This is a genomic window from Clostridium sp. NSJ-49 (genome assembly GCF_014287725.1).
GTDB classification, from domain to species: Bacteria; Bacillota; Clostridia; order Clostridiales; family Clostridiaceae; genus Clostridium; species Clostridium disporicum_B.
In genome coordinates, this window is the sequence record NZ_JACOOP010000030.1 from 19,755 (window position 1) to 45,210 (window position 25,456).

Here is a 25,456-nt window from a genome sequence, read left to right on the forward strand (position 1 = left end):
TTCCCCTCCTAGTTTGTATTTATCAATACTATCTAACAAATGGAAATAATAATCTTTGATTTTCATCTGAATACATATTAATTTTTGATATGATGGAAAAATCAATGTTTTTATTACTTATCTTTTCACCTTTTATAAGCCCTACTGCTGCTTGTACTCCTAAATATCCTACATTAAACTCATTCTGTACTATAGTAGAATTAATTATATTTTCTTCTAATAATGCTATTATCTTATTTGTACTTCCTACGCCATAAATTTCAATTTTATTAAATTCTTCATTCTCTAAAGTTAACTCTTTCTTAGCCTGTGCTAATATTTCTAGAGTAGATGGTTCTAATGCAACTACTATATCTATATTATTTTCTTTAACTCTTTTTTTAACATATTCTATACCTTCTAGCACATCACTACTTGTATCCCATAATTCATAATTATTTTTACTTTCCTTAATTACTTCTTCAAATCCTTTACATCTTTCTTTTACACTACTATAGCTTGTCTCACTATTAAAAATAGCAATATTATTTCTATAGTTTCCGGCCTTTATAATTTCTTCTGCCAAACTTTTTCCTAATTCATAATTATCACAAGAAACATACGGAATATTTCCAATGTTTTTTACTGTAGATTCTATTAGGACAACAGGAACCTTCTCTTTAGCACTTTTTATACTGCTTGACATTTTCTCATAGTCTACAGGTACAACTATAAGTGCATCTATCCCATCATCAATTTCTCTTTTTATTAGTTGCTCTTGCTCATCTAGATTATTTTCTTCAGAAAGTGTAATAAAACTTACATCTACATTCATATCAGAAGCAGCTTGGTCTATTCCTTCTTTTGTTATCATCCAACTTTCGCTACTTTTTCCCCTTATAATAACTGATATTTTATAAATTTTATTATCCTCTCCATAAATAAAATTTTTACTAAGCATAATTAAGAAAAATAGACTTAAAATCAATACAAAGAGAATTAAATACTGTTTTTTTCTACTTCTCATCTATTTTCCTCCTTTGATAAATAATCACTATAACTTATTTTCGGCATACAAATTCTTATAGTTGTTCCCTCATCTGGTTCACTAAATATATCTAGACCATAATCTTTTCCAAAATATAGTTTTATTCGCTCGTTAACATTCTTCAATCCTATTCCTGACCCCTTTTTAGAACTATTTTCATTAGTCAATAACTTGTTAACAGCTTCCTCTGTCATACCTAGCCCATTATCAATTATGTCTATATATAAAATTTCATCTGTTACATAGGCTTTCACTACTATTTCCCCATCTCCATACATAAACTCCATACCATGATATATAGCGTTTTCAATAAGAGGCTGAATTATTAATTTGATACATGATAAATCCAAGATAGATTCCTCTGCCTCAATATAATAATCAAATTTATTTTTATATCTTATATTTTGTATAGTTAAGTAGTTTTTAGCATGCTCTAGTTCATCTCTTAAAGTTATTATATTCTTCCCTTTACTTAAACTTATTCTAAAAAGTCTAGCTAGTGCTGTTACCATAACTACAGCTCCATCGTATTTTCCATTTTCTACCATCCATATAATAGAATCTAACGTATTGTATAAAAAATGTGGATTTATTTGAGCTTGTAATGCATTAAGTTCACTTTTTCTTTTAGCTTCTTGCTCAATAACTATGTCATCCATAAGTTTTTTCATATTATTTGCCATTGATTTTATAGCTTTACCTAAATGCTTTATTTCATGAGATCCTTTAATAGATATATCTACATCCATTATTCCATTCTCCAAATCATTTACTGACTTTTCTAATTCCCTTATTGGATTTGTAATTCTAGTAGATACAAAAATATTAACAGCCACAAGAATAAAAATTACTGCTATCAGTATAAAAATAGCAAAAATCCCAACTTGAATATAGTTTTTTGAAAGTTCATTCATCGGCTTAACACCAACTATTTTCCACCCAGTATATCCTACAGTTTTTACTGTTATTATCCTCTTTTCACCTAAAAACTCCTCAATATGATTTCCATCTTCATAAAAAGCACTTTCCTTTGTATTTTCTTGAATTAAATTTGAATAAATAAGTTGTTGTCTAGGATGATATATTATCTCACCATTTCCATCTATAAGATAGATATATCCCGATTTACCCATATCGACATTCTTACATATCTGCTCAATTCCGCTGAAATTCATATCGACCAACAAAACTCCTGGCGTTATTTTCCCATTATAAGTAAGCTCCACAGCTCTACTTAAAGAAACTACCCATCTATATTTATAGTTATTATCTACAAATAAATTCTGTACATGCGGAGTTGAAAAATGTAAATTTTCTCTTTTTTCAACTGCACTAATAAACCATTCATTATTTCTTGGATCGATAGAATTTTTTAGTTGAGCAATAGGGGATGCAGCTATTACATCCCCATATTCTGAAAATAAACATATACTAACAAGTGAACTTTTATTTGTTTCATATAAAAGATCCATTTCTTTATCTATACTTTCAACTGCTAAATCTTTTCGTTTTATTACGTTATAGTATATCCCATCAGATACCTTCATCATATTACGTAAATAACTATCTAAATTTAAATTTACTTGCTCTATCATAGCTTTATTATTTTCTAAAACCATTGTTTCAGTTGTGTGTATAGACTTCAAATAAAATGATACTCCTACAATTAACATACATATTACTGCAACAACAGTAAATGAAAATGAAATAATATACCTTATACTAGTATGGTCATATCTATCTTTTATTTTATCTGCTATAAAGTTCAAAATTTTTTTCATATCTAATTCCTTCTGTATCTCGATGGCGCAATTCCATATTTTCTTTTAAATACGTAACTAAAGTAATTTGCTTCCTGATATCCTACCTTTCCTGCAATTATATACGTCTTATCATCTGTTGTTTTTAAAAGCTTTAAAGCTTCTTCTAATCTTACTGATGTAAGGTAGTTTACAAAATTCATTTCAGTTTCTCTTTTAAATATAGTAGAAAAATAAGTTGGACTTACATGAAGATAATCACAAAGTTTTTCTACTGATAAATCATAATCAGTATAATTGTTATTTATATACTCTTTAGCTTTTTCAACTAATAATTTTGATGAATTCATCCTTTCTTTTCTTATATTTAAATTAATTTTTTTAGCCTTGTCTGTAAACCATTTCTTAACCTCTTCTAAAGAACTAAACTCTTCTACACTGCTATAAGGATTAAAGTTATCTCCATAAATCTCACTTACATCTAAGTTATAACTTTGTATTAGTTTAAGCATAGCTATATTTATCTCTAAGAAATAAATTTTATACTTGTCCAAAACTAAGATAACCTCTTCTGTTTTTTTAAATAAATTATTTATTACTTCATCAATATCACTTTCTTCTGCAACCTTTATCGTATCCAACAACTTACGTTCATCTTGCTCAGTAAATTTTAATTCTTCATATTTATCAGGCTCTACATCCTCAATATAGATTACCTTTCCAGTTCCAAATAAGAATTTGTAATTCAAAGCATCTTGGGAACCAAGATAAGATATATTTAAATCATATGGATTATCTACTATATTTCCTAATCCTATTGATAGTTTTATTCCAAGAATTTTTTTATAAATACTACTAAAATTATTTAATCCTTCGATAAATGAAACAATCTGTTCTCTTTTATCAAATAAAGCAATAACTATTACTTTACCATAATAAATAAAAGATATTGTTCTACAATACTTATTTATTTCATCATCTAATATTTTTTTTATACTTATATTAATAATATACTCTTCTCTACCGTCTAAATTTAGGCGATTTTCATCATCTTTTTCTGCCTCAATTATAGATATAGCTAAATGTTTACATTTTAGATTTACTCCTAACTTATCACATTCATTTACAAAACTTTCTTTATTTTGTCTTCCTTCTATTACAGAGGCTAAAAACTGTTCTCTTAATATTGGTAAACTTTCTGAATAATGTTTGTGAAGACTTTCTAAGTTTATTTTATCATTATATTCTTTATCTAATTTCGCTTTTAATTTCTTTAATATCTCAATTAATTCACTTGAGTTTATTGGTTTTAATACATATTCGATAACATTAATCTTTATAGCTTTTTGAGCATATTCAAAATCATCAGAACCTGAAAAAATAATTATTTTCGTCTCAGGCATTTTTTTACTTAATTCTTTTCCTAATTCTAATCCATCCATAAAAGGCATTTTAATATCTGTCATAACTATATCTGGTCTAAGCTTTTCTGCTTTTTCTAATGCTTCTTGTCCATTTTCTGCATCTCCTATAACTTTAAATCCATACTCTTCCCATGGTATTTTCTTTATTATTCCAAGCCTTATTTCCTCTTCATCATCAACTACCATAATAGTATATAAAGTCATAATAATCTCCTCCGATACAAATATGAATTTAATCCCATAATTATTCCACAATATTACATATATTATAATATATCACATCTGAGTATTTTTTGCATAAAAAAATCCCCTAGTGATATAGATTATTTTCCATACCACTAGGGAATTTTTATTATTTACATTATAACGCCTAAAATTATAGAAGAAGCAAGAACTATCATAAGTCCTATTATTACTTTATCCATTGTCTTAACAGATACATCTATTCTTCCATATATAGTATCTCTAACCGTTTTATTTTCTTCGTTTTTCTTTTTTTCTTCTATCTCCATTTAGCTTGCCTCCTTAATTTTGGGTTTTATACTTGAACTTATATTTAATTATTTCTTAGCTAAGTATTTTCTTACGTCAAGTGATACCGCTATAATTATTATTAACCCTCTTATAATGTATTGCCAATAAGCATTAACTCCTACGAAGTTTAAACCGTAGTTAATTACTTGAAGTAAAATTGCACCTATTAATACTCCTGGAATTGTACCAACACCACCTGAGAAAGATACTCCCCCAACAACACAAGCAGAGATTGCATCAAGCTCATAGTTAAATCCTGTCATAGTAGATGTTGAACCTGCTCTTGCTGCTTCTAAGAATCCTGCTATTCCATAAAGCACTCCTGAAATTATAAATATAAACATTATATTTTTTACTATATTTACTCCTGATACAGCTGCAGCTTCTGGATTACCACCAATAGCAAACATATTCTTACCAAGTTTTGTCTTATTCCATATAAACCACATTACAATTGCTGCAATTGCTAAATAGAATATTAAGTATGGTAATTTTATTGTTCCAATTTTAAAATATCCATTTACTAACTCAGTATATCTTTCATCTAAGTTTGCAATAGGTTGAGCCCCTAGAGGTGGTCTATCTATATATAGACAAGATATTCCGTATGCAATAAGCTGAGTACCTAAAGTTATAATAAATGCATGTACTTTAAGCTTAGCAACCCCAAAACCATTTATTGCTCCAAATATTCCTCCAATTATTACTGCTGCTATTAAAGGTAGTATAAGTGGTAGCATTGGAAGATTAGGATACATTCTTGAAGTATAAGTAGTTGATTGCAGTAATGAAGCTGACACTATGGCTGTTAATCCTAAAATACGCCCTGCTGAAAGGTCAGTTCCTTGTAATACTATAAGTCCTGCAACACCAAGAGCAAGTATACCTCTTGTAGATGCTTGGCTTAATATTTTTGTAAAGTTATTAATAGAAAGGAATGTAGGCTCCTTAATAATAAACACTACTATCATAATAAATAAAACTATATATAATGCATAATTTAATAAGAAATCCTCTAAATTCAGTTTTTTTGTTTTATTTTGTTCTTTAATCTTTTCCATAAGTTGCACCTCAATTCTAAATATATTTTGCTGCTGATTCCATAATAGCTTCTTGTGATAATTCATCAGGAGTTCCTTCTCCAGCAATTCTACCATTTGACATTACAAGAATTCTGTCGCAAATTCCAAGTAACTCAGGCATCTCTGAAGATACAACAATAACGCCTTTACCATTATTAGCTAAATCTATTATTAATTGATATATTTCATATTTTGCTCCAACATCTATTCCTCTTGTTGGCTCGTCTAGCAAAAGTACCTCTGGGTTAGTTAAAAGCCATCTTCCTATAATAACTTTTTGTTGATTACCTCCAGAAAGTGATTTTATAGGTGTCTTTTGACTTGGAGTCTTTACTTTCATAGAATCTATTACCCATTTAGTATCTTCTACCATTTTCTTTTCATTTAACATACCTTTACTATAATTATCTATGCTAGCAATTATAGTGTTAAATTTAATATCTAATCCTCCAAATATACCAGTTGCTCTTCTTTCTTCTGTCAAAAGAGCAAATCCGTTGTTAATTGCAACTCTTGAGTCTTTATTTTCAACCTTTTTTCCATGCAATATAAGTTCACCAGAACTATGATGACGAATACCAAAAATAGTTTCTAATAGCTCTGTTCTTCTTGACCCAACAAGCCCTGCAATACCTAATATCTCTCCCTTTTTAAGTTCAAATGATATATCTTTAACTGCTGGCTCATATTTACCAGTTAAATTCTTAACCTCTAAAATTACATCACTTGGTTTATTAGTTTTAGGTGGGAATCTATTAGTTAAATCACGTCCAACCATAAGTTTAATAATTTTATCAGTTGTAAGATCTTTAGCTTCTTCTGTAGCTATCCATTTACCATCTCTCATAATTGTAACATCGTCAGAAATCTCAAGTATTTCTTCCATCTTATGAGATATGTAAATAATTCCACAACCTCTATCTCTAAGCTTATTAATTATCTTAAATAAATGAGTTACCTCTTCTTGAGTTAAAGATGAAGTAGGTTCATCTAAAACTAATATCTTTGCATTGTAAGAAACTGCTTTTGCAATTTCAACCATTTGTCTTTGTGAAACAGATAGCTTTGCCATCTTTGTCTTAGGATTAACATCTATTTCTAGTTCTTTAAAGACTTTTTCAGTCTCTTCAAACATTTTCTTCGAATCCACAATACCTTTACCACCTGGATATCTTCCAAGCCATATATTATCCATTACATCTCTTTGTAAAACTTGATTTAATTCTTGATGAACCATCGCAACTCCATTATCCATAGCTTGCTTTGGATTTGAGAATTTAACCTTTTCACCATCTACATAGATTTCACCACTATCCTCTATATATATTCCAAAAAGACATTTCATCAATGTTGATTTACCTGCACCATTCTCTCCCATAAGAGCATGTACGCTTCCTTCTTTAACCTTTAAATTCGCATTATCTAAAGCTTTAACTCCTGGGAAACTCTTATTTATATCTATCATCTCTAAAATGTATTTAGATTCTGCCATAAAAATATCTCACCACTTTTCTTACTATTTATCGAAATTAAATTTAATTGTATTATAAATGTATTTTTTATGCATATTTGTTGGAGGTGCTTTTTTAAACACCTCCAAATTTTATTAATTATTCTAAATTATTTTGTATATGGTTGATATGGTATTCTTACAGCTACTCCAGTATCATCTATAGTATAAGAAGTACCTTCAGTAGGAGTTTTACCATTAGCTAAGTTCATTCCTATAGTATAAAGAGCTTCAGCCATTGCAGGAGCATCTTGAAGAACTGAACCTTGCATATAACCTTTAGCTATATAGTCTTTTGCAGCTTCTGTTGCATCAACACCTATAACTGGTATATATTCTCCATCACCTTTATTTAAGCCTTCAGCTTGTAATGCAGCAATTGCACCAAGTGCCATACCATCATTATTAGCTATAACAGCTTCTATCTTGTCACCATCTTTAGAAAGCCAAGATTCCATAGCAGTTTGAGCTAAATCATTTTGCCAGTTACAAATTTGTTGAGCTATTTCTTCTGTTTCAATTCCGTTATCATTTAAAGTAGATACAGAATATTTTGTTCTTGCAACTGCTTCTGGGTTATCAGGTTCACCTTGTAACATAACATATTGGATTTTTCCATCTCCATTTTTATCTAATGTGTCTTTTTCAGAATTCCATAAATCAGTTAATATTTTACCTTGCATAACTCCAGCTTCTTGAGCGTTAGTTCCTACGAAAATAGCATTTTCATAAGACTTTATAGCATCTGCAGCTGGTTCTCTATTAAATAGTACAACTGGAACTCCAGCATCTTTAATTTTATTGATAACAGTTTGTCCTGCTCCTGTATCAACTAAGTTAACTAGTAATAAATCAAAACCTTTAGATATTATTGTATCAATAGCATCATTTTGAGTAGCTTGGTCACCTTTTCCATCAAAGAATTCAAATTCAACTTTATCTGAATTTTCTTTTTGTATAGCTTCTAAACTTTGTCTAACTGTTGATATATAAGTATCATCAAACTTGTATAAACATACTCCTACTTTTATTACATCACTTTTAGTATCATCAGCATTTGCTTCTGTAGATGCTTCAGTATCATTACCTCCAGCACTTTCTGAAGTTGAGCTTGATCCACAAGCTACTAATGATGCAGTCATCATTAATGTTGCAACTGCAAGTGCAACTAATTTTTTTACCTTTTTCATAAAGTTTCCCCTCCATACTTACCTTTAATTTTATTCATTGTTTAATAACGTTTACAGTTATAATTATAATTTTTACCACATTTTAACTCCATATAAAATTCTTAACTCTTCTATCGAAATTCTAAGGTTTTCTATAAATTTGTTACAAATAAAAAATCACCTATATTTCAAGGTGATTTATACTACTTATTATTCATTTAATTTTTTTAGTACTTCATCTATATCTATCCCATGAATCTCACAAGCATCTTCTAAACTTTCCATAGTAGCTGATGGACATCCTAAACATCCCATTCCAAAACTTCTTAAGATTTCTTCTGCATTTTTATTCTTCTTTAATACATCTGCAATTATATCTACTTTTTTTATCATTTAATTACTCCTCCATCTATATTTTTCTTATAACTCTTGTATCATTATCTACTTCTAAATATTCAAAATCTCTATTTAATTCACTTACAAAAGCTTTAATCCAAAGACCTCTAAAATCATAGAAATACTTAACATCAATATTTTCTGCATCCCATATATCTTTATGCACACAAATTCTCTTCGTCCACTTAACTAATTCTTCTGAAGATTCCTCTATAACATTTACTCTGTCACAAGGCATACCATCTAATACATAATCATTCATTAAATTATATATCTCTTCAGCATTTTTATAAGATTTTCCAGATTCCTTAATCTCTTTTGCAGCTTTTATTCCTTGATCTATATATACTTTTTCTATCTTATTTATACCATTTTTACTATTGTTTATTATTATTGATGTCCATGCAGCCATTCTTCCTTCAGCAGAATTGATTTTAGATTGTAACCATCCATGAATATTTCCAGTATCAATCATATCTTCCAAAGGCTTATTAGGTAACTTTTCTCCGTACTTTTTATTTATTTTATCATTTATTTCCTCTGTATATATTCCTTCGTCCTTTGCAACTTTTATAATATCTTCTTCTAAAATTTCAAACCATTGTATTTTATTAAATAACCAATAGTGTATCTTTCCTAAAAATAAACTCATATTACGTCCTCCCTCTTAATGTGTATTTAATATGAACTTTATATTGTATATAATATATCATTATCTTATTTTTTACAATACCTATTTAAAAATTCTTAAATTACAAAACGCTTATATTTAGTATGCTCAATGTATATATAATTATTAACATATATAATAAAGAGAGCAGATTATATTTACTCTGCCCTCTTTTATCAATAATATATTTTACTAGAAATATTATTTAATAGGTAATATTATAATAAATTCGCTTCCTTCTCCAACTTTACTAACTACACTAATTTCTCCACCATGAAGATTAATTAAATTTTTAGTTAGTGTTAATCCTAATCCACTTCCACCAAACTCTTCAGAAGAAACATCATAAACTTGTCCAAATCTATCAAAGATACTATTATGGTATTTCTCATCAATTCCAACACCTGTATCTTTAACAGTTATTTTAACTTTATCATCTAATTCACTAACAGTAACGATAATACTTCCTTCTGATTCTGTAAATTTTATAGCATTACCAATTAAATTAACTATACATCTCTCTATATCTAACCTATCACAACTTATAGATAATTCTTCTACTTCTGGATCAACTATTAAATCAATGTTTTTTGACCTTGCAAGTTCGACCATAGATAGTGCTGTATCTTCTACAAGACATACTATATCTACTTCTTCTTTATTTAATTTATATGCACCAGAATCTATTTTAGAGGTATCTATAATATTATTTATAAGATTTAAAAGCCTCTTTGAATTTCCACCTAAGGTATTCATATAATCTTCCATCTTATCGTTATCTATTTTCTTCCCTGACTTAACTAATGATCTTATCAGCTGTTCCATAGATAAAATTACATTTAATGGTGTTCTAAGTTCATGAGATAAGTTTACAAAGTAATTATTCTTATATTGTTCTGCCTCTATAAGTCTTTTGTAAAGTTTTTTATTTTCATGTAGCTTATTATTTAACTCTTGAGTCCTTTGAGTTACTAATGAATCTAAAATCTTAACTTGATTATAAAAGAAATATATTACTGCTAATACTATAAGTATGTATATAATATATGCAATAGGCGTTTTAAAAATAGAATTTTTAACCTTTATCTCTACACTTGATATATCCGACCAAACTCCATTATAATTTCTCCCTGCTATAAGCATTTTATATTTTCCAGGTGGTATACTTGCATATCTTGCATAGTTTTCAGTTCCTGAAAAAGTCCACTCACTATCCATACCTTCTAACTTATATGCATACTGCATTTGATTCATATTTTTATACTCTGGAATAAAAAACTTTATATATAATTCCCTAGAATCATACTCTAATACAACCTTATGTCGTAAATCTACTTCTAGTCCCCCAATTGTCTTTATACTATCTATTATTACATTGCTAGTCTCCATTTTAAGCTGAAGTTCTCTAGGGTTAAATTTTGTTACTCCATTTACCCCACCTACATAAATTTGCCCATCTTTATTCTTATGATAAGAAAATCCATTAAACTCATTCGTAGCAAGTCCATCAGCCTCGTAATATCTTACAAATTTTTCTTCATTTTGATCATACATAGATAATCCATAATTAGTAGTTGCCCAAATATTATCATAATCATCTACAATTACACCATAAATAAAATTATTTGATAATCCATCATTAAATGAATATACTGTAAACTTCTCTGTTTTTTTATTTAGCTTATTTAATCCGTCTTGAGTTCCTATCCATATATTCCCATAACCATCTTCAGATATAGATCTAACATTATTGAAGCTTAAAGAGTTCTCATTATTTTCATCATTTAAGTAATTTTTTACCTCTCCTGTTTCTCTATTATAACTTACAAGTCCGCCATCATTACCAAGGCCAAACCACATTATTCCTTCACTATCTTCGTAAATAGCACTAATTGTTTTTTCATATATCCCATTTTTCTCTAAAACTTCATTATAAGATGTAAAGTTCTCTTCCCTATCAAATGTAGATATTCCCCCTCTAGTTCCTATCCACAAAAGTCCATCTCTATCAATATATAAAACTCTTATTTCACTATTAACTACACTATTTTCATCATCTGTTTTTTTATATACAGTAAACTTTTCAGTATCTTTATCATACTTATTTAAACCATTGTCTGTAGCTATCCATATTTCATTTTCTATTCCAGTTATATCTTTTACTCTATTACTACTTAATGAATTTACATCATTTAAGTCATTATAATATCTAGTTACTTTATCTCCACTAACCTTATTTATACCAGCATTAAAAGTTCCAATCCAAACATTACCTTCATCATCCTCATATATCCCACAAACACTACTGCTGCTTAAAGAATTATCATCTGAAGGGTCATTTCTATATACCTCAAAGTCATTATTAGGGAAAAACTTACTTATTCCACTAAAGGTTCCAATCCATATTACCCCTAATCTATCTTGATATAAATTAATGATATTGTTATCACATATACTATGCTTATCTGTATTACTTGTATATGTATAAAAAGTCTCATTTTTCTCATCAAAATGAGCCAATCCTTGATCAGTTGCTAGCCACATATTACCATCTTTATCTTTAAGTATGTCTCTAATAAGATTGCTCGGTATAGAATTGGGATTACTAGGATCATGTGCATATCTTTTTATGCTATAATCTTTTAGGTTCATTATATTTAATCCACCAGTTTTAGTACCAATCCATAACTTACTATCGTTATAGTAAAGAGAAAAAATATTGTTTTCGCTAATTGTATTTTTATCATTAACATCATGATAGAAAGATTCTACAACATTTTTTTCATGATTATATTTAAATAGACCATCTCTTGTAGATACCCAGATATTCCCTTCACCATCTTCTGCAATATCTTGAATACCTTTATTCTCTAAGTACTCTTCTGCTACTTTAATAAAAGTATCATTTTCACTATCATATAAATTAAGACCATTAATAGTACATACCCATAGTCTTCCTTTGGTATCAAATAAAAGTTCATCTACAACAGTATTAGAATATAGCTTGTCTTCTTCCGAAACTAAATATCTAGTTATTTCACCAGTATATAAGTTCATTTTATTTAAGCCACCATCTGTTCCTATCCATAAATTTTTATTATTGTCTTCAACTAATGAACTAATCATATTATTACTGATACTATTATCATCATTTTTAATATTTTTATATACCTTAAACTCATTTCCATTATATCGATTTAATCCATCATTAGTACCTATCCATATATATCCAAAGCTATCTTGATATATATACTCCGCTAAAGATTGAGATAATCCATCATCTATACTTATACTTTGAAAATTTATATTACCTATTTTACTTGCTGAATATACATTTTCACTCCAAATACAGATAAATAAAAATATTAATACTAAAATATTTCTTATGCTTTTTTTCATATGTCACCTAACCTAAAAGAATTCTTTTATAACATTGTAACAAATTTATACATTTTTTCATCATTTTTTCTATATTTTCTTTTATTGGATTATTTTTAATTAATTAAATTATAATTATATTGTAAAATATTCCTTTAAAACATTGCTTATTTGACTTTTTCAACAAAAGTTTTACTAAAAAAACACTAGTTAACCTAATGTTTTCAAAATTATCCTATTAAATTTTATAGATTAAATTTACTTTACTGTATTTCAAAACCACCTTTAATAAATCTTACTCAGTAAATTTAACATTTCATTTTTTTATAACTTTTATCCTATTTTGAATCAATATAGCATTTCTACCCTTGTGGTATATTGATACTCTACAAGATCCATAAATACTAGTTTCTAAAGCAGCTATTACATAACATACATGTTCTCAAAAAATTTCATATCCATCTTTAATATTATATTATTTTTACAATCCCATCTTAACATGTGATATTAACTCTCGTAGAAATTATACAAAATTCATACAACACCTACTACTTTTTTGCTGCTAACTAAACACGCTACTTAACCCTAGAGTATTTTATAATAGTTTACTTCGATTATATTTTCCTATTTATATTTATCTATATAACTCCTCAATTATTACTATTTCTTAAATTAAAATCCCTTTTACTTTTATTTATGATAATTATTTTCAGTTTAGCATTTTTATTTTTTAAATATATCATCTTACTTTTCATTATTATTTAATTGTTCCTATACCCATCTATTTTCCAAATAACTCTAATAGTGTAATCCATAATTTAAATTTTAAACTTATTTCCACATCACTTTATCACATCAGAAAACATTATAGATTCCTTTATAACTAAACTTCCTAAAATAACTACATAATTAATTTATTCCGATTTTTATGCCAAAAAAGAAAAACGCTAGGCTTTAACCTAGCGTTTTTCATGTTGCGAGATAGTCCGTAAGCGGAGTTCTGTAATCTATAAAAACCACATTTTATTATGTTCTTGTCCATTTTATTTTGTTCTATAAACAAGCTAACTCAACACTCACAACAACTTTCTTTATTTACTTATATTTTATGTATATATTTATTATTTTCTTCCACAAGGGAAAAATAAGGGATATTTTTTTGCATAAAGACACTAACTTTATACGTTTTAATGTATAATTATAATATTTAAAAAATTTAATTTTCAAATATGATACAATATAAAGTATTAATATTGGAGGTAATGAAGATGCATAAATTGAAACTTAAAAATATAAACAACCCTTTCGAGATGAGACGAGGTGAAACAATTGTAGACTTAGATAGGTATGTAGAAGTTTTAAAAGAAAACAATATTCCTTTTACTCAAGAGCAGTATGAAGAAGCTAAAAAGAACTTAGGTAAATAATTGAATAAACTATTTATTTAGTGTCTATAATTTTAGATGATTGATGTTATTTTTCTTCATTAATACTCCCTAAGCTATTTTAGCTTAGAATTATTATATTTCAATATTACCTTAAAGCTCTGCGTCACTACAGAGCTTTTTTATTTACACATAAAAAATACCGCATATTCATTTCGAATAATACGGTGTTGTAATATGGATAATTGTAATTATTAATTATTTTCATATATTATAGCTACTTCGCCTGTACCAATAATACCAATTGTTGCTTTGTCCCCTAAATTATTAAGAATAATTTTTTGTTTGTATGGAAGTTTTAAATATGCTAAGAGTTCCTTATTTTTATCTAATAATAAAACAGATGTTTTAGTATCTGTTAATAACTCAATTGAAGTACTATATTCCTTTAAATTTTCTATATCATATATTCCTTGTTTATAAACATCAGATTTAATTGGTTGATACGCTTTAGTATTAACAGGAAATATACATATTATAATGAGAAAAGTTATAACAAAACATTTTTTTACCATTCTAATTCCTCCATTAATTATATAAGTTCTCTTAAGATATTTTACCCCAATATCTAAACACTTTATACATATTTAAATATCATCTAAAAGCTCTATGTCACTCCAGAGCTTTTAGATTTGCACATAAAAAATACCGTATATTCGTTTTGAATATACGGTATTGCGAGTAAACTTTTAAGATTATGCATAAATTAAAGATAATCATATTACCCTATAATACAAAATAGTCCAGCTAAGCAATTTTATTATACAAATATATTAACTCCTATTTATTTAGATTTTTTAACTCATCAGCTTTAAAATCAAAAATATTACCACAATCTAAACATACTTTGGCTGATATTGACGACTTTTTTGAATTCATGAAAGCAGAAGAATCAGCTACAAATATAATTCCATAAGGATTAGTTAACTTACCCCCTTCAATTCTTTCACTATTACATTTTGGACATACCATAAACCTTCCTCCCCACATAATGAATTGCATCGTATTATAATACAAATACGTGATATTTTAATATTATTCTAAATAGTTAACTTAATAAATTATATAACTATCAGCCTAAAGAAAATATTATTTTATATTTTTACATCTTTCTTTAATAAACGTTTTGAAATCATTTACCTGTTTATTATCTAAGCAATCCTTAAATACTATAATGTATTGATTGGCTTTAGTGAAAAGAACGTACATATTATTAATTTCTTCTATCCTTACAAATGCGTCATATTTTAATTGAACTGTTGCTCCAATACTTAGATTATTTACTACTGCCCCAGTTTCATCAAAAAACACTTTATAACAATATTCATTTAAACCTGTACTTTCCTTCATTATAGAAAGACTTTTTTTATAAAAAGTATTTACAGCTAAAAAATATTCTAAAATAAATACCAAAACCAAAAATGCAAAAAATACCGAAAATTTTAGCGATACAGGAATGCATATTAATGCAAATATGGCAGATATTATTGCAAATATTTTCAAAAAATTTTTAAGTCTTGGTGATATTGAATATTTTTTTAGTATCTTTAAAACCTCTTCATTTAGTATTCCAGTTGTTTCAAACATATTATCCCCCTCATTTAATCAAATTAACTTGCGAATTATTTAATACAGTTACTCGTTATAATTTAAGATTGCGAATTATTAACATCATTATCCTTACTATCAATTTTATTAATAATAATTTGAGTGCAGAAAACAATTGTAAATATAATAGTTGCAAACATTGCTACTTCTATACCAAAATCATAAAATATAAGTTGAAATAAAATACCTGCAGGATACAATGCAATAATGACTGCAACTACAGTAAATATCAAAGAATAAACTATTAACATAATTAAAGACCCCCTCTCATATTCACAAATTATCACAAATCGCATAATAATTTAAAGTTACCCAAGAATATCCCCTAAGAATTTTTCTTAATATAAATCTTTAAAGCCTTTATTAGAAGTATTAATGCATATATACCTAATACTGCAAAAGTTAATATTAAAATAAAATATAGATATACAAATATTGATGCAAAGAACATTTTATTCTCCCCCTTTTAAATCAACAACTCAATAATAACTATCCCCTAAATATAATTAAGATAATTATACGTTAATTATACATATTTTGTAAATATATTGATATTAAATAAAAAATCTAATAATGTAGAAGTTAAAGCTATTGGGAGAGACGAGTATGTAGTTAAACTTTAATTTCTGCAAAAAAAGCACCTAGATTGCTCTGGGTGCTTTTATTATATTTAACATTAGATATAATTTAAAAAACACCTATACCAAAAATAGTAAAGGTGTCTTTTCATCCAATCTTAAACTGAATCTCTCTGTTCCTTAATTATATTATATCATATTATCTTATCAATTCCAATAAATCATAATAATAATACTTTTTGTTTCTCGCTTTATTATCCGAAAAAATTATCTTTACAGATTCTAATAAATTTAAATATCTTCTTATTGTAGTAATATTTATACCAGTTTTTTCACTAATTAATTTAGCATTGAATATTGGCATTTCAAACATAACATCTAAAATATCAGTAATTGCAGAAGTATTAATTATCTGTTTAATTCTTTCTAAATCTCTATAATATAAATTATTAATATCATTTATCAATTGTATATTTTTATCTGCCTGCTTTATACTAGATTCTAAGAAAAATTTAATCCACTCATTCCAATTAGCTTCTTCTCTAGTATCATTTAATAATCTGTAATACTTATGTTTATCTTTTTCTAATGTCTCACTTAAAAAAAAGTTAGGTTCATCAACTAATCCTTCCTTATATAGATAAAGAGGTATTAATATACGTCCTATTCTTCCATTTCCATCTAAAAAAGGATGTATTGTTTCGAATTGAGCATGTATAATAGCTATTTTAACTAATGGATCCAACTCATCAAGAGGATAGTTTATATATGATTCTAAATTAGATATATATTCTTCTACAAATTGTGGTTCTGGTGGAACAAATGAAGCTGTTTTAATTGTACATCCTTCTGGTCCAATAAAGTTTTGTATTTTTCTAAATTCACCTGGTGATCTATTACTACCTCTTACATTCCCTTCAAGCAATTTTTTATGAAGTTCTTTAATTAATCTAGTAGATATAGGCAACCTATCCAACAATGATTTCCCACTTAATAGTGCATCTGCATAATTGAATACTTCTTGAACGTCTTCAGTTGCAGCTTTTTCATCCACTCTACTTTCTAAAACATCATCTACTGTAACTTGTGTTCCTTCAATTTTCGTTGAAAGTACTGCCTCTTGTAATGCTATTGGAGCTATTAACAATCTTTTGTTAATTTTACTTTGATTTAATAAAGTATTATATATACCTATCTTTGTATTAGCTTTTATTAAATCGTTTATAAATATCATTGGATTAACTTTATCACCTAATGGTAACTTAAAAGGTATAAATGGTCTTTTTTCTTTCATAAAATCACCTCTTAAATTCATTTTTTATATATTTTGATTTTATATAATATATAATATAATATTTACGTTCATTTTGTCTATATTATGACCTTAATTATTTTAAAATATTCTTAAGTAAACAAAAAAAGGCTAGAGCTCCAATTAGGAACCCTAGCCTTTTACAATTGCACTTATTTAATTATTTAGCATATCCATAACTTTCACCAGCACTTAAATCTTTTACTTTTAAATATCCAGTAGTTCCGTTATTTCTTGCATATTCAATCCAAATATTACTTACTTTTAAATTTCCAATTTTCTTTTATTAATAAAATAGCAAAATATAAGGTTAATATTGCTCCTATAGCTGAAATAAAGTAAGTTAGTTGGCTTAACCAAAACCCAATAATAGGAATATAATGAAGTGCATTATAAGGAATAGACGTGCTTGCTAATGTTAAAATTATGCTCCCTAAAATACAATAAAGTAATTTAATATTATTATTCATATATTGTCCCTCCTTCTACATTTTAACTAAATAATACAAGTTTGAGTTAATTATATCATATTCTGTAAAGATATTGATATTAGTTTTTTAATTCAATTTTCCATTAATTAGTTAATAATTCCACTAATTTAACTTTGAAAATAATCGCTATAATATTTTATAATTATATTGTCTAATTTGCTTTTAGGGGGAACATATTGTGGGTATTAACGGAAATACTAAAGATGAATTAATCATAAATATTGATTCTTCTTCTTTAGAAACTATTGATAAGTTTATTGACTTATTAAAAGAAGTATACTATATTCACTCTAACATATCAGAATATTATTATAAACTATTTCATTGACATATTTTATTGTAAATGTTATTATTTAATAAAATCATATTGAAAGAGGTAATGTTATGTGGGGAGATTTTTGTGATATCTATTCACCAGCTAACGAAAATAACACTGATAAAAAGGATAGTAACAAAAGTAAGGACGACAAGTAGTTAAATATATAAAAAAGAAAAAGTAAGAAGGTATCTATTACCTTCTTACTTTTTCTTTTTTATATGTATATTTTCTTCTATTTTCAATCTCTTTTTCCTCTGTTAAATGATATCTATCAGACCACTTGTTATATAACTCTATTATATTGGTATAATACTTATCTTTTCCACTTTCATTAACATATGCAATTCTAAAATATAATACCTTAACCATACTTAAAAAAGATTGATGTAAAGATTGATATACCGTTTCTTCATCAGCTACCCCACTATTGAAATACATACAAAAATATTCTAAAGTATTTAATGTATCATTTAGTGTATCCGTATATAACTTCTGATAGTGTAAATCATAGTAACTTTCCTTTTTCTTATTTTTCAATAATATTTTATTCAAACTTTTCTTAGATTTCTCATCTAAAGTAGCCGAAACTTCAGCCGCAACTTCTCTTGACATAAATCTACACTCTCTAGCTTCAAAATAATTATTTAATTTATTATCATTCACACAATCACCTAAATATATAGATGATTTTATTAATATATCTATACTAATATTATTAAGTTTTCTATCAATCTCCTCTATCTTCTTAGTATTAAACATTTTTTTCAATTCATCTCTATCAAATTCTTTAAGTTCATTATATCTGATATGCTTAAACTCCTCTTCTATTTTAGCCTCGCTATACACTCTGCTTAAATAAGATATATTTGACATTAATTTATTGGCATATAGTTCTGCCAACTCTATTGCCTTCATTCTCTCTTGTTTTTCATGCTGAACCCTTTGCTCTTTCTTAGACATCATAATTTGATATCCAACAAAAAATAATCCTAATATTGTCGTAAAATTTGCACCTTTCTCTAAAAAGTCACTCATAAACCCCTCCTAGATATCTCTTTAAATAAATAATACAATAATTATTATAAAGTCTTATATTTATATTGTAAAATCCTTTTTATTAATCAATAAATTACCTATTATCACTCTTTATAGACTTTATATTTATTCACTTTAACATCCTATTTTTTTGATAGAGATAATATTATAAATCATCAGTTTTAATATTCATACTACTGCTTCAAACATAATTTCCATATCCATTCAAGGTGTAATAAAAAATCCTTGTGCAATCTTACTGCATATAAAGTTAAGTTATATTAACCAGGAGATATATTGACCTATTAAAATCTAATAATGTAGAAGTTAAAGCTCTTGGGAGAGACGAGTATGTAGTTAAACTTTAATTTCTGCAAAAAAAAGCACCTAGATTGCTCTGGGTGCTTTTATGACATTAACATATTTTTAAATAATTCTATGCATTTAACAATAATACTATAGCAATCTAAATAGTATATTATTGTTATACCTACTATCCCTGCTATAAATATAGTATTTATCCAAAATATTGTTGGATGCTTAATTTTAATACATTTTATGCCTTTTCTATTCTTACAACCTGGGGGACATTGGTTCCCATTCGTATAAAACTGACAATAACTCCTTATATTTTTATCAGTTAATTTAGCTATAAAATTTAAAAGCATAAATATTGTATTAAACATTACAAAACCAGTTATTAATATAGCAAATACTAATCTATATTTACTAACTTTATTTATGCTATTTAATACACTTTCTATAAAGTTTATTCCACCGAAAAATGTAATTACTATAGCACTAAATATTCCTATAATGCTTATTATTTCACGATTATTACTTATTTCTTTTTTTCATATATAATAATAACCCTAATCCTATAACAAAGATTATTCCTATTCCAACAAATAACGGTGATATTTTAATAGCCACTAATGTTCCTGTTACACTTTCCATAAAAATCCTCTCCTTGATTTAAGTATATAAATTTGTAAGTTAATTATATCATATTTTGTAAATATATTAATATTTGGCTCAAATTAACTTTGAAAATATTCACTATTATATTTTATAATTATAGTGTTTAATTTACTTTAGGGGGAATATTGTGGGGATGAACGGAAATGCTAAAGATGAATTAATATTAAAGGTTGATTATTCTTCTTTAGAAACTATTGATAAGTTTATTGACTTATTAAAATCTAATAATGTGGAAGTTAAAGCTATTGGGAGAGACGAGTATGTAGTTAAGCTTTAATTGCTGCATAAAAATAAAGGTAGCTTAATTGCTACCTTTAAACATTATTTAATCTTTTGGAGAGTTTTTTCAATTCGTTCCTTGCTTGGAGCATTTATTTTAGATTTTCTTCTTATAGATGTAATTATGAATTGCAAATGACGTAATGCATTTAGAAATTTTATTATTGTGTATATCATAGATACTAATACAATTGCTGGCATTATAGTATTTAAAATATATACTTTAATTGGTGAATCTAAAAAATTTTTACTAGCAGTGATTGCTGGTAAAATAAAAATAGAAATTAACGAAAATATAATTGATATTAAGCTAGCTATAAATCCGAAATTCAAATTTTTGTATACCTTATCCATATAATCTATTTGCTCCAAAATTTCTACAGTTTTACTATTATTTACTCCAATAAAAAATGTGATAGATGTAAATAAAAATCCTGCAAATACTGCATTGACTGTTATTAAATTAAAATGAATTGATTCACTACCTTCTCCAACTAATGAAGATAAGCTTAACATACCACATTTAATTGCTATTAAAACCAATCCTAATAATATTAGAGGTAATGATATATTTTTTATTAATGCAATTTTTTTCATTGCAATACCTCCTTTCATTTATAAAACTTACATATTAGCTAAATCTTGTATAGTCTCTATATTCCCTATATATGCAGCTCTCATCCTAGCAAAATACTCATCTGCAATCTCATTTAAAGTTAACTGTATAATTTCTCCCTCTGATATTCTAGATGTAGGAATATCTATAGGAGTCATATAATTCTTCATTTCAAATCCATACTCTTGCTGAGAGCTATTTCTTGTCCTTCCTATTAAAGTTACTTTATTTTCCTCTGTATTCACTTCTCTAAGTTCATCAATCAAACCTTCTATCACCTGTAAATTCCCTGTTATCCCTTTACGAGGTAAATTTCTAATAGTAAGCTTCGCCATAGTCACATCACTATCTGTTAATAAGTCTATTGTTCTTTCACTTAAACCTAACCCTCTTAAGACTCTTGGATGTGGAACTCTAAAATCATAATTAATTCTATTGACCACGGAACCTGGTTGCAATAAAGCTCTTACAGTATCCGTGCTCGCTATATTGTCAATAATAAGTTTATGAGTCCCATAAATATTAGAAATTATATTATTCAAACAATTTACATTTGGAGCTTGAAGACCTTCCACAAACGATAATATCCCTCTATTATAATCTAAAATAAAATATGTATATGCTTCTAATGTTTTATATGCCAATTCAGTTGGATTTAGTACAGCTTCTATTTCATTAGTATTGATATTTCTAATTAGATTATCTTTATTATCCTTAGATTTAGATACTCTGGCAAACAGATAGTTCATATCATTGAATATTATGTCCATTGTTATTCTATCTATTCTCTGCCCATGTATAATTTCTCCTTCCTCTAATATTAGAGGTTCATAAGTTCCATCTTCATTTAAATATTCTTCAAAAGCATAATCAAAATATTCTTTATAATTGTTTTGAATTATTTCGTTAGTTGCTTCATTTGAAATTGATACAGTATAGTAATATGCTTTTTTTATTGCCATTTAGAATCTCCTCCATTACCTCTTGCACTTCAAAAATAACCCAAGTATAATAGAGGTATATTAATGAAATACAATTTTTCTTTTGAAGCTACATGATCTGCAAATCATATATGTAGCTTCTTTTATTTTATAGCTTGTACCATATTATATCAACAGATTTTGCCAATATGTCGAGCAATTATATTGTTTTTCTTTTATAATTTTAATTAAATTTAATTCTTTAATCATATTTACTAAAATAATAGATATAGTTAAAATATAAAAAATTATTGGAGATTATTTTATGAAATCTAAAAATAATTTTAAGTTACTAATCTCCTTTAATGCTTTTTTCTTTAAAGTAATATTCTATATAGAAAATTAGTAATTAAAGATAGGATAAATAACAATTTAGTCTAGTATTAATATAAATAATAAATTAAAACAGTTCTTTAACCAAATTAACAATTTACTACTATGAAATGCTTTTTATTAGCATTTTACTTGTACAACCTTCTTATTAATCACAATTGAATAATATTATTCTCATCGTATTGATTAATTATCATTTTGGCTTTATTATATAATAAAACTGAATATGGAGGTTCACTAAATGAGTCTTAAATTTTTATTGAAAGTAGTTATATTTTTAATAGTATTTCTTATCATTTCAGATTTATTTAGCTATATTGTTTATTAGCTTTTTAAAGTCTAATACTTGGGTAATATATTCTGTCATTAGATAGATTATCTTACTCAAGCATTAATAACTACCCAAACAATAAATTAAACTCATTTATGTTAAACCATATAAATAGAGCTGGGTATAACACTATATATCCAGCTCGTATAATATTTTTATAAATATAATTTAAACTTTAATTATCCATAACCCATAAATATGTATATAAATTCTAACTCTATTTTTCTCGAATCTTAATTTACTATTATAATAAATTAAAATAGCTTATTCTCCATAAAATTAAAAAAGGCTAGAGCTCCAATTACGAACCCTAGCCTTTTGCAATTACACTTATTTAATTATTTCGCATGTCCATAACTTTCACCAGTACTTAAATCTTTTACCTTTAAATATCCAGTAGTTCCGTTATTTCTTACATATTCAATCCAGTTGAATCCATTCTTATTTACTATAACATGATGATAAATTACGTGTTCCCCTGGATAATAAACAACATTTGTCTTTGCATTTTCTTCTGGAGCTGTTCTAACAGTTACGGCAGTATTAAAATAATAAGTTCCATTTTCAGCATATCTTTTAGATTGAGGTTGTGCTGGAGTTGAAGGAACTGTATTTCCAGCTGATACTATTTGTAAGTCTCTAATATAAACCCAACTAACTATTTCTTTTAATAAGCACTTATCACCATTAACTTGTTGAACTGTATAAGTATTGCTCTTAACCCATGATGGAATTGATTCACCTGTTGCATAGTTGAAGCCTACTACTCTTACTTTACTTCCTACTTTTATACTTTGATTTTGAGTAGATGATGGCGTTTGAGTAGATGAACCATTTAATACATTAAGCTCTGCTTGTATAATATTCAAAAACCTTTGCCATCCCATATCTAAAGTTCTATGTGGGCAATACTTATTGCTAAAATCTTGATGTTTCTTTACGTTATTAATAGTCCAACCATATTGTTTTAATAATGCTGCTACTTCTTTTGCTGCTCTCTTTTCTGCTTGTATAAATCTATCTCCACCAGATTCAGAGTAACATATTTCTACTGCTATATAATTTCTATTCCCTTGTCCACTTCCTCCATCTCCTGCATGCCAAGCATTTCTATCGAATGGTATAACTTGTATAGCTTCTAAATCATCAATTGCAATGTGATATGACACTTCATTATTATTTGACTTCATATAAGAAACTTCATTCTTTGCTGGAGCATCATTTGCAGTATTATGAATACATATCCCTTTTGGTGTCATTTTATACGGACACTTAACTCCATACTTATCACTTGAAATTAAACTTTTTACTAAACTCATTTTTCATTCCTTCTTTCTTTTAATTTATTTTTTAATAAAAAAGAGAGCCTACTGGCCCTCAGAATTACTGTTTATTTAATTCCTTCTTTTCTCCATCTTTAAGCTGCGCTAATGCGTCTTTTAATTTATCTGGTATAGGTAAGCCTAATCCAGCACAATTTTCTAATAAACTAATTCCCTCATTAGCTATGTAGAAGTAACAAATTAACGTCCTAAATACCCACGTACCTGTATTTAATAGCCTATCTAATAACACAGCAACTATTAATACTATAAATATAACGGTTTTCCTCGCTATTCCTTTAAGTCCTACATCACTAGAAACTTCTTTGTTTATCCAAGCTCTTAAGAGCCCTGTAATATAATCTAATACCATAAATGCAATTAAAACTATAAGAGCTGTATCCCAACTCCCAAATAACCACGTTAATCCTGTTCCTATTGTTGCTACAATTACTTTAAAATAATTTAATATGTTTTCCATCTTTACACCTTCCTTTTTAATTTATTCATAAAAAATAAGCTAGACTAATTGTCTAACTTAGGAATATTTTTTAATATTTCACACAATATATAATTAAGGTACATTCCTTTATTATATATGATAGTTTGCTATGTCATAATTATCATTTATTTAAAACTTATACTAAATAAGATGTAGTTTGTATACTCCTTCTGCATCTTACCAGTACGAATAATAGATACAGAGAAAACTTACGCATGCTGCTTTAGCTTCTGTATCTATTATTTTTTTGCTTCGCAATTTAAATCAATTGTGAGTTAGAATTTAAATTTACTTTCTAAAATTGGAAGCAAATTATCTGCAATTATTCTTTGTCCATATTCACTAGGATGGGTTACATCCCCACTTCTATAATA

At 26.9% G+C, this 25,456-nt stretch carries 26 protein-coding genes; 3 read left to right on the plus strand and 23 right to left on the minus strand.

Annotation, left to right across the window (positions count from 1 at the left end; all coding sequences use genetic code 11):
* Positions 1 to 28 precede the first annotated feature (28 nt).
* The 10 genes from H8S10_RS11370 to H8S10_RS11415 all read right to left on the minus strand — a co-directional run bounded on the left by H8S10_RS11370 (position 29) and on the right by H8S10_RS11415 (position 12,971).
* Positions 29 to 1,006 (minus strand): substrate-binding domain-containing protein, encoded by a 978-nt coding sequence (locus tag H8S10_RS11370; RefSeq protein WP_055267494.1) that lies wholly within the window; start codon positions 1,004 to 1,006, stop codon positions 29 to 31.
* Positions 1,003 to 2,808, minus strand: a complete 1,806-nt coding sequence (locus H8S10_RS11375) for a sensor histidine kinase (protein ID WP_186838942.1) — start codon at positions 2,806 to 2,808, stop codon at positions 1,003 to 1,005. Before H8S10_RS11375 ends, H8S10_RS11370 begins: the two co-directional genes overlap by 4 nt.
* Before the next feature lie 2 nt (positions 2,809 to 2,810).
* Positions 2,811 to 4,415 carry a response regulator gene (locus H8S10_RS11380; RefSeq protein ID WP_186838943.1) on the minus strand — a complete coding sequence of 535 codons (1,605 nt, stop codon included), beginning with the start codon at positions 4,413 to 4,415 and terminating at the stop codon, positions 2,811 to 2,813.
* Positions 4,416 to 4,567: 152 nt separating this feature from the next.
* On the minus strand, positions 4,568 to 4,723 hold the full coding sequence (locus tag H8S10_RS11385; protein ID WP_172675773.1) for a hypothetical protein: 156 nt from the start codon (positions 4,721 to 4,723) through the stop codon (positions 4,568 to 4,570).
* Between the two features lie 48 nt (positions 4,724 to 4,771).
* Entirely contained in the window at positions 4,772 to 5,806 is a 1,035-nt protein-coding gene (mglC, locus tag H8S10_RS11390) for a galactose/methyl galactoside ABC transporter permease MglC (RefSeq protein WP_186838944.1), read from the minus strand.
* 16 nt (positions 5,807 to 5,822) lie between these two features.
* Positions 5,823 to 7,319, minus strand: a complete 1,497-nt coding sequence (mglA, locus tag H8S10_RS11395; protein WP_186838945.1) for a galactose/methyl galactoside ABC transporter ATP-binding protein MglA — start codon at positions 7,317 to 7,319, stop codon at positions 5,823 to 5,825.
* A 128-nt stretch (positions 7,320 to 7,447) separates the two neighbouring features.
* Entirely contained in the window at positions 7,448 to 8,527 is a 1,080-nt protein-coding gene (locus H8S10_RS11400; protein ID WP_186838946.1) for a galactose ABC transporter substrate-binding protein, read from the minus strand.
* A gap of 189 nt (positions 8,528 to 8,716) precedes the next feature.
* Positions 8,717 to 8,899, minus strand: a complete 183-nt coding sequence (locus tag H8S10_RS11405; RefSeq protein WP_055267484.1) for a DUF1858 domain-containing protein — start codon at positions 8,897 to 8,899, stop codon at positions 8,717 to 8,719.
* 16 nt (positions 8,900 to 8,915) lie between these two features.
* Positions 8,916 to 9,554 carry a hypothetical protein gene (locus H8S10_RS11410; RefSeq protein ID WP_186838947.1) on the minus strand — a complete coding sequence of 213 codons (639 nt, stop codon included), beginning with the start codon at positions 9,552 to 9,554 and terminating at the stop codon, positions 8,916 to 8,918.
* Positions 9,555 to 9,773: 219 nt separating this feature from the next.
* Positions 9,774 to 12,971 (minus strand): sensor histidine kinase, encoded by a 3,198-nt coding sequence (locus tag H8S10_RS11415; RefSeq protein WP_055267480.1) that lies wholly within the window; start codon positions 12,969 to 12,971, stop codon positions 9,774 to 9,776.
* A 1,247-nt stretch (positions 12,972 to 14,218) separates the two neighbouring features.
* Here H8S10_RS11415 and H8S10_RS11420 point away from each other — a divergent pair.
* Positions 14,219 to 14,377, plus strand: coding sequence for a hypothetical protein (locus H8S10_RS11420; RefSeq protein ID WP_186838948.1), 159 nt, complete (start codon positions 14,219 to 14,221; stop codon positions 14,375 to 14,377).
* 212 nt (positions 14,378 to 14,589) lie between these two features.
* Here the strand turns inward: H8S10_RS11420 and H8S10_RS11425 are convergent, their stop codons facing one another.
* The 7 genes from H8S10_RS11425 to H8S10_RS11450 form a co-directional block, all read right to left on the minus strand.
* Positions 14,590 to 14,910 carry a hypothetical protein gene (locus H8S10_RS11425; RefSeq protein ID WP_186838949.1) on the minus strand — a complete coding sequence of 107 codons (321 nt, stop codon included), beginning with the start codon at positions 14,908 to 14,910 and terminating at the stop codon, positions 14,590 to 14,592.
* 265 nt (positions 14,911 to 15,175) lie between these two features.
* Positions 15,176 to 15,367: a hypothetical protein gene (locus tag H8S10_RS11430; protein WP_154821150.1), complete on the minus strand. Its 192-nt coding sequence runs from the start codon at positions 15,365 to 15,367 to the stop codon at positions 15,176 to 15,178.
* A gap of 117 nt (positions 15,368 to 15,484) precedes the next feature.
* A complete protein-coding gene (locus tag H8S10_RS11435; RefSeq protein ID WP_186838950.1) occupies positions 15,485 to 15,982 on the minus strand; it encodes a YcxB family protein in 498 nt (165 codons plus the stop codon).
* Between the two features lie 62 nt (positions 15,983 to 16,044).
* Positions 16,045 to 16,254 (minus strand): hypothetical protein, encoded by a 210-nt coding sequence (locus H8S10_RS11440; protein ID WP_186838951.1) that lies wholly within the window; start codon positions 16,252 to 16,254, stop codon positions 16,045 to 16,047.
* A gap of 74 nt (positions 16,255 to 16,328) precedes the next feature.
* Positions 16,329 to 16,454 (minus strand): hypothetical protein, encoded by a 126-nt coding sequence (locus tag H8S10_RS18285; protein WP_279287186.1) that lies wholly within the window; start codon positions 16,452 to 16,454, stop codon positions 16,329 to 16,331.
* Positions 16,455 to 16,780: 326 nt separating this feature from the next.
* Entirely contained in the window at positions 16,781 to 17,875 is a 1,095-nt protein-coding gene (locus H8S10_RS11445) for a Fic family protein (protein ID WP_186838952.1), read from the minus strand.
* Between the two features lie 272 nt (positions 17,876 to 18,147).
* Positions 18,148 to 18,363 carry a hypothetical protein gene (locus H8S10_RS11450; protein ID WP_186838953.1) on the minus strand — a complete coding sequence of 72 codons (216 nt, stop codon included), beginning with the start codon at positions 18,361 to 18,363 and terminating at the stop codon, positions 18,148 to 18,150.
* Positions 18,364 to 18,562: 199 nt separating this feature from the next.
* Here H8S10_RS11450 and H8S10_RS11455 point away from each other — a divergent pair, with 199 nt between their 5' ends.
* Positions 18,563 to 18,712, plus strand: a complete 150-nt coding sequence (locus H8S10_RS11455; protein WP_186838954.1) for a hypothetical protein — start codon at positions 18,563 to 18,565, stop codon at positions 18,710 to 18,712.
* A gap of 183 nt (positions 18,713 to 18,895) precedes the next feature.
* Here the strand turns inward: H8S10_RS11455 and H8S10_RS11460 are convergent, their stop codons facing one another.
* Complete coding sequence (locus H8S10_RS11460) at positions 18,896 to 19,738, minus strand: hypothetical protein (RefSeq protein ID WP_186838955.1); 843 nt, start codon at positions 19,736 to 19,738, stop codon at positions 18,896 to 18,898.
* An 837-nt stretch (positions 19,739 to 20,575) separates the two neighbouring features.
* Positions 20,576 to 20,695, minus strand: a complete 120-nt coding sequence (locus tag H8S10_RS11465; protein ID WP_186838956.1) for an LPXTG cell wall anchor domain-containing protein — start codon at positions 20,693 to 20,695, stop codon at positions 20,576 to 20,578.
* Positions 20,696 to 20,846: 151 nt separating this feature from the next.
* Between H8S10_RS11465 and H8S10_RS11470 the strand changes: the two genes are divergently transcribed.
* Positions 20,847 to 20,996: a hypothetical protein gene (locus tag H8S10_RS11470; RefSeq protein ID WP_186838957.1), complete on the plus strand. Its 150-nt coding sequence runs from the start codon at positions 20,847 to 20,849 to the stop codon at positions 20,994 to 20,996.
* Between the two features lie 44 nt (positions 20,997 to 21,040).
* Here H8S10_RS11470 and H8S10_RS11475 read toward each other — a convergent pair whose 3' ends face one another.
* From H8S10_RS11475 to H8S10_RS11490, 4 genes are all read right to left on the minus strand, one after another.
* Positions 21,041 to 21,595, minus strand: coding sequence for a hypothetical protein (locus tag H8S10_RS11475; RefSeq protein ID WP_186838958.1), 555 nt, complete (start codon positions 21,593 to 21,595; stop codon positions 21,041 to 21,043).
* Positions 21,596 to 21,622: 27 nt separating this feature from the next.
* Complete coding sequence (locus tag H8S10_RS11480) at positions 21,623 to 22,576, minus strand: hypothetical protein (RefSeq protein ID WP_186838959.1); 954 nt, start codon at positions 22,574 to 22,576, stop codon at positions 21,623 to 21,625.
* Positions 22,577 to 23,596: 1,020 nt separating this feature from the next.
* Positions 23,597 to 24,577, minus strand: coding sequence for an N-acetylmuramoyl-L-alanine amidase (locus tag H8S10_RS11485; RefSeq protein ID WP_186838960.1), 981 nt, complete (start codon positions 24,575 to 24,577; stop codon positions 23,597 to 23,599).
* Between the two features lie 64 nt (positions 24,578 to 24,641).
* Positions 24,642 to 25,061 (minus strand): phage holin family protein, encoded by a 420-nt coding sequence (locus tag H8S10_RS11490; protein ID WP_186838961.1) that lies wholly within the window; start codon positions 25,059 to 25,061, stop codon positions 24,642 to 24,644.
* Positions 25,062 to 25,456 lie beyond the last annotated feature (395 nt).